This window comes from Lysinibacillus sp. VIII_CA (assembly GCF_049943995.1).
GTDB classification, from domain to species: Bacteria; Bacillota; Bacilli; order Bacillales_A; family Planococcaceae; genus Lysinibacillus; species Lysinibacillus pinottii.
Genome location: NZ_JBNFXM010000049.1, coordinates 1 through 3,672, shown reverse-complemented (window position 1 = coordinate 3,672; position 3,672 = coordinate 1). Strand labels below are relative to the sequence as shown.

The window sequence follows — 3,672 nt, the reverse complement described above, 5'->3', positions numbered from 1 at the left end:
AACAAGAAAATGCGAGTTTAAAAACTCACTTGAGGTCGGCTACAAATGAAATTAGTGTTTTAGAAGCCCATATAAGCGATTTAAAGGCCGAAATTAAATCGATTTATAAAAGTGCCAAAGAATTTATTAAAGAGCGTACAAAGAGCGCTATGGCCTTTAAAGACGTTTTTAAGGCTTTGGTGGACAAGGTAAAAGAGAAATCGCCTGAAGGTGAATTTGAGAAGACTTATAAACGTGAGGTAAATAAAGAACGTGATAGAGGTTTTGAGAGATAAAAAAATACGCCTTTAAGGCGTGTTTTTTTATGGTTTTTGAACGGAATTTTGCGTCAGCAAAATGGAGTTCTTCTTATCTTGATACATATAGAAATAACGTCATTTTTTAAAAACGCCTCTGAGCCTTGATATGTAAGGGTTTTTAATGGTTTTAATGGTATAAAGAAAAATATACAAAAAAATCCCAATTGTGTTATGATTAAGTTGCGAAGCTAAACCAAAACACCATAGGGGATTTTCTGTACCCTTCAGGAATCCTGAAAGGAGATTTTATAGTTTTATGTGTATCCATAATACCATGGATTTAGACCAAAAAACAGTGCTTTGTGATAAAAAAGCAAACGGGAAAACTCAGCCTTGGAAAGAAAAAAAGACAGCGAATGTCGGTTATTTTGAATTGTTAGAGATATTGCAGTTCAAGAAAGCTGAACGTGTATCAAGTTGTGGTGAAATACTAGAGTTTGATATTACGTATGAAGGGCGCATGAAGTTAGCAAAAGCGTGGTTTTGTAAGTCACCGTTATGTCCGATGTGCAATTGGAGGAAAACGATGAAAAGAAGCATACAAACAACAAAAATTGTAGAAGAAGTGATTCGTCAAAAACCGAAAGCTCGTTGGCTGTTTTTAACCCTGACAGCGAAAAACGTATTTGACGGTGAAACGTTAAATAAGAGTTTAAAGGCGATGGCAGAAGGTTTTCGTCGATTGATTGGATATAAAAAGGTGAAACAAAATATGATTGGTTTTATGCGTTCGACGGAAGTTACTGTTAATAAAAAGGACGGTTCGTATAATCAGCACATGCATGTATTGTTGTGTGTGGAATCAAAATATTTTAAGGGTGCTGAAAATTATTTATCACAAGAAAATTGGACAAGCTTGTGGCAAAAGGCAATGAAACTAGATTACGTGCCAGTTGTACATATTGAGGCAGTAAAAAATAAAAAGCGAAATAAGAAACATGAAGTTACTGCAATTCAGGCAGCAGTGCAAGAAACCGCAAAATATTCGGTGAAAGATTCGGACTATCTGACTGGTAATTTAGAAAATGATTTAGAAGTCGTAAAAGATTTAGAAGAAGGATTGTATCGAAAACGTATGATTTCATATGGTGGATTGCTGAAAGAAGTACATAAACAATTGAATTTAGATGACGTCGAAGATGGCGATTTAATACGGGTGGATGATGAGGATTCAGACGTTGAAGAAAAAGCGTATTCGATTGTTGCCCAGTGGAATTGGAAGGCGCAAGATTATTTCATTCGTTAGGAAGATCAAAAGTTGATGATTGGAGAGAATGTGATGGAGAATAATACACTTTCGGGATTTCATATCAGAAGCAAAAAGGGAGATCCGTTGAAGCTGTATCCCAAAAAATATACGTGGCATATTCCTAAATATTTACGTGAATCAAACATTCAACCAGGTGATATTATTGCTGTTGGAAAAGATAGGTCGCCTTTTTTAGTAGCAGAAGTTTTTCGAGAAGAATTAGAAGATACAGGAAAACGATATAAAAGAGTTGTAGCAGTTTTTGAAAGAGCACCAGTAAAAAATTAAAAGAGATTGAGAGTAGCAAAAGCTACTCTTTTTTGTTACCTTCTTAGAAAATGTGATGGGAAATGTTTACTGAAACAATAAACAATATATTAAAGAAAATGAAAAGGAGTAGCTAAATGCTACTCCTTTTTGTTTTTTTAATTACCAATAAAATGCAGTCCAATCTACCGCCCAATCAGAACGGCCTGAATTAACTTTATAGTATCCTTTAGTATGATTAGCTTTTATAAGCATATCTAGGTTTGATGATAATGCACCCATTGATCCAGTTGCACTTATTTTCCATTGATATCCGCCGTAACCATATCCACCTGAAACATAGGGCGTTGTATAGCCTACATCTGTTGTCCATACAAATGGATTATTATTAACATAATTTTTTTGTACTTCATAAACTTTCGTAGCATCCACACCATCTGATTGAAGGACCATTTTTACTTGAAATTTCGATGTTGTAACTCCCAAAATTGCCATTTCATTTGTCGCCCATGGCGTTGTAACCTTGTAATATGTAGTAGCATATGGCGTAAAATCTACCAGAGATAAAGCAGCTTGATTATTAACATCTTGTTCATTATTTTGTTCTGTACTGAATCGCACATCAATTTTTTGTCCGTTATCAAGCTCCACTGTCGTATTTTCATTAGGATTATTTTGAGCAGTGTTTAATAATTTCAAATAATTCTGTGGTTCTAAAGCTTGAAGAAAAAGTTCTTGATCTTCTTTGTTTAATTGTAAAAATTGTTCAAGAACTTCTGTGGCACTTTCATCATTTTTGCTTTTTAGATATTCGATGTAATCCTGTGAAGATGAAATTTCTTCCATGACATCATCTTCTTGTGCATGGGCTTTTAAATCAGATGTTAGGAACATTAATACAGATAAAACGAAAATAAAACTAATAAATTTTTTCATACAAACTCCCCCTTTAAATTCCAATACGTTATCAACATTACCAAAATTTGAAGATAATAACAATGTGATGTTAGGAATTTAGGAGGCAAATATTAGTTAATTTTCTTTTTCTTCTATTATGTCATTATCTTTAATATTTTCAGGGTTTTGTGATTTTAGACCGAACCACATAAACAAGTTTATTGCAATTGCTATAATTAAAATAATTATTATTAATTTGATCCATTTCATTTTCATTGGTAATTCACTTCCTTTTTGTTTTTATTTTCTTTTACCATAGGTTAAGTGATGAACCTATGCAAATCATAAGACAAATAATGTTGCTGAAACCTAAAGTCTGATGAAATTATGTATTCTGAGGTAATATCGAATGTACTGGTTGTGAAGTTTATACAAGTAAAAATGAGATTGAAGCAAAGTTAGAGTGGGACGGTCACTCTGAAATTATTAAATTGAATAGTAAATAATAGAGTGTATGGTGAAAATAATCAATTCAAAGGAGTAGCAAAAGCTACTCTTTTTATTTTGGCTAAAAAAGCGTCCGTTTCATTAATGAAACGGACGCAAACACTTAGTAACCTAGGGTGGTTGTGTTCCAGGTAGTTTATGTTTTTGATAAGTGAAGTGATGGGGTTTTGCTTGGCGGTAGTCAATCTAAATTTGCGGTACCGGACCGAAGGGAGGATAAGGAGCAAATTTGGATTGACTACCTCGTTGCACCCGAACCCTCTTGGCATTGAACAAACCACTGTTTGTTCCTGCCTACCGGCGAGGGCCGGAAGTTTTGAAACCTGGGTTTCAAACCGCCGGAGGCTTAAGCCATCCAAGGGGCTCCCTTGGTCGTAAGTTTGAGGGGCGAAACCCTCAAGGTCTTTTGCATGCTGCAGCATGCTTTGGCGGTAGCCAACCACCCTCGGAGAG

General features: G+C 34.8%; 4 protein-coding genes and 1 pseudogene. 3 read left to right on the top strand and 2 right to left on the bottom strand.

Annotated elements, in window-relative coordinates; translation table 11 throughout:
- The 3 genes and pseudogenes from ACP3VS_RS24020 to ACP3VS_RS24010 form a co-directional block, all read left to right on the top strand.
- A pseudogene (locus ACP3VS_RS24020) lies at positions 1 to 275 on the top strand (hypothetical protein); the annotation flags it as partial.
- Positions 276 to 555: 280 nt separating this feature from the next.
- The gene (locus tag ACP3VS_RS24015; RefSeq protein ID WP_426390253.1) at positions 556 to 1,545 is read left to right on the top strand and encodes a protein rep; all 990 of its coding nucleotides are present in this window, start codon (positions 556 to 558) and stop codon (positions 1,543 to 1,545) included.
- A gap of 33 nt (positions 1,546 to 1,578) precedes the next feature.
- On the top strand, positions 1,579 to 1,836 hold the full coding sequence (locus ACP3VS_RS24010) for a DUF5839 family protein (RefSeq protein ID WP_426390251.1): 258 nt from the start codon (positions 1,579 to 1,581) through the stop codon (positions 1,834 to 1,836).
- Between the two features lie 141 nt (positions 1,837 to 1,977).
- On the opposite strand, the gene ACP3VS_RS24005 is transcribed toward ACP3VS_RS24010, so the two are convergent.
- On the bottom strand, positions 1,978 to 2,751 hold the full coding sequence (locus tag ACP3VS_RS24005; RefSeq protein ID WP_426390249.1) for a hypothetical protein: 774 nt from the start codon (positions 2,749 to 2,751) through the stop codon (positions 1,978 to 1,980).
- A 96-nt stretch (positions 2,752 to 2,847) separates the two neighbouring features.
- Positions 2,848 to 2,988, bottom strand: a complete 141-nt coding sequence (locus ACP3VS_RS24000; protein ID WP_426390247.1) for a hypothetical protein — start codon at positions 2,986 to 2,988, stop codon at positions 2,848 to 2,850.
- Positions 2,989 to 3,672: the final 684 nt, after the last annotated feature.

Coding starts and splice junctions, on each gene's coding strand:
- ACP3VS_RS24015 (WP_426390253.1), top strand. CDS start 556: ATGTGTATCCATAATACCATGGATTTAGACCAAAAAACAGTGCTTTGT.
- ACP3VS_RS24010 (WP_426390251.1), top strand. CDS start 1,579: ATGGAGAATAATACACTTTCGGGATTTCATATCAGAAGCAAAAAGGGA.
- ACP3VS_RS24000 (WP_426390247.1), bottom strand. CDS start 2,988: ATGAAAATGAAATGGATCAAATTAATAATAATTATTTTAATTATAGCA.
- ACP3VS_RS24005 (WP_426390249.1), bottom strand. CDS start 2,751: ATGAAAAAATTTATTAGTTTTATTTTCGTTTTATCTGTATTAATGTTC.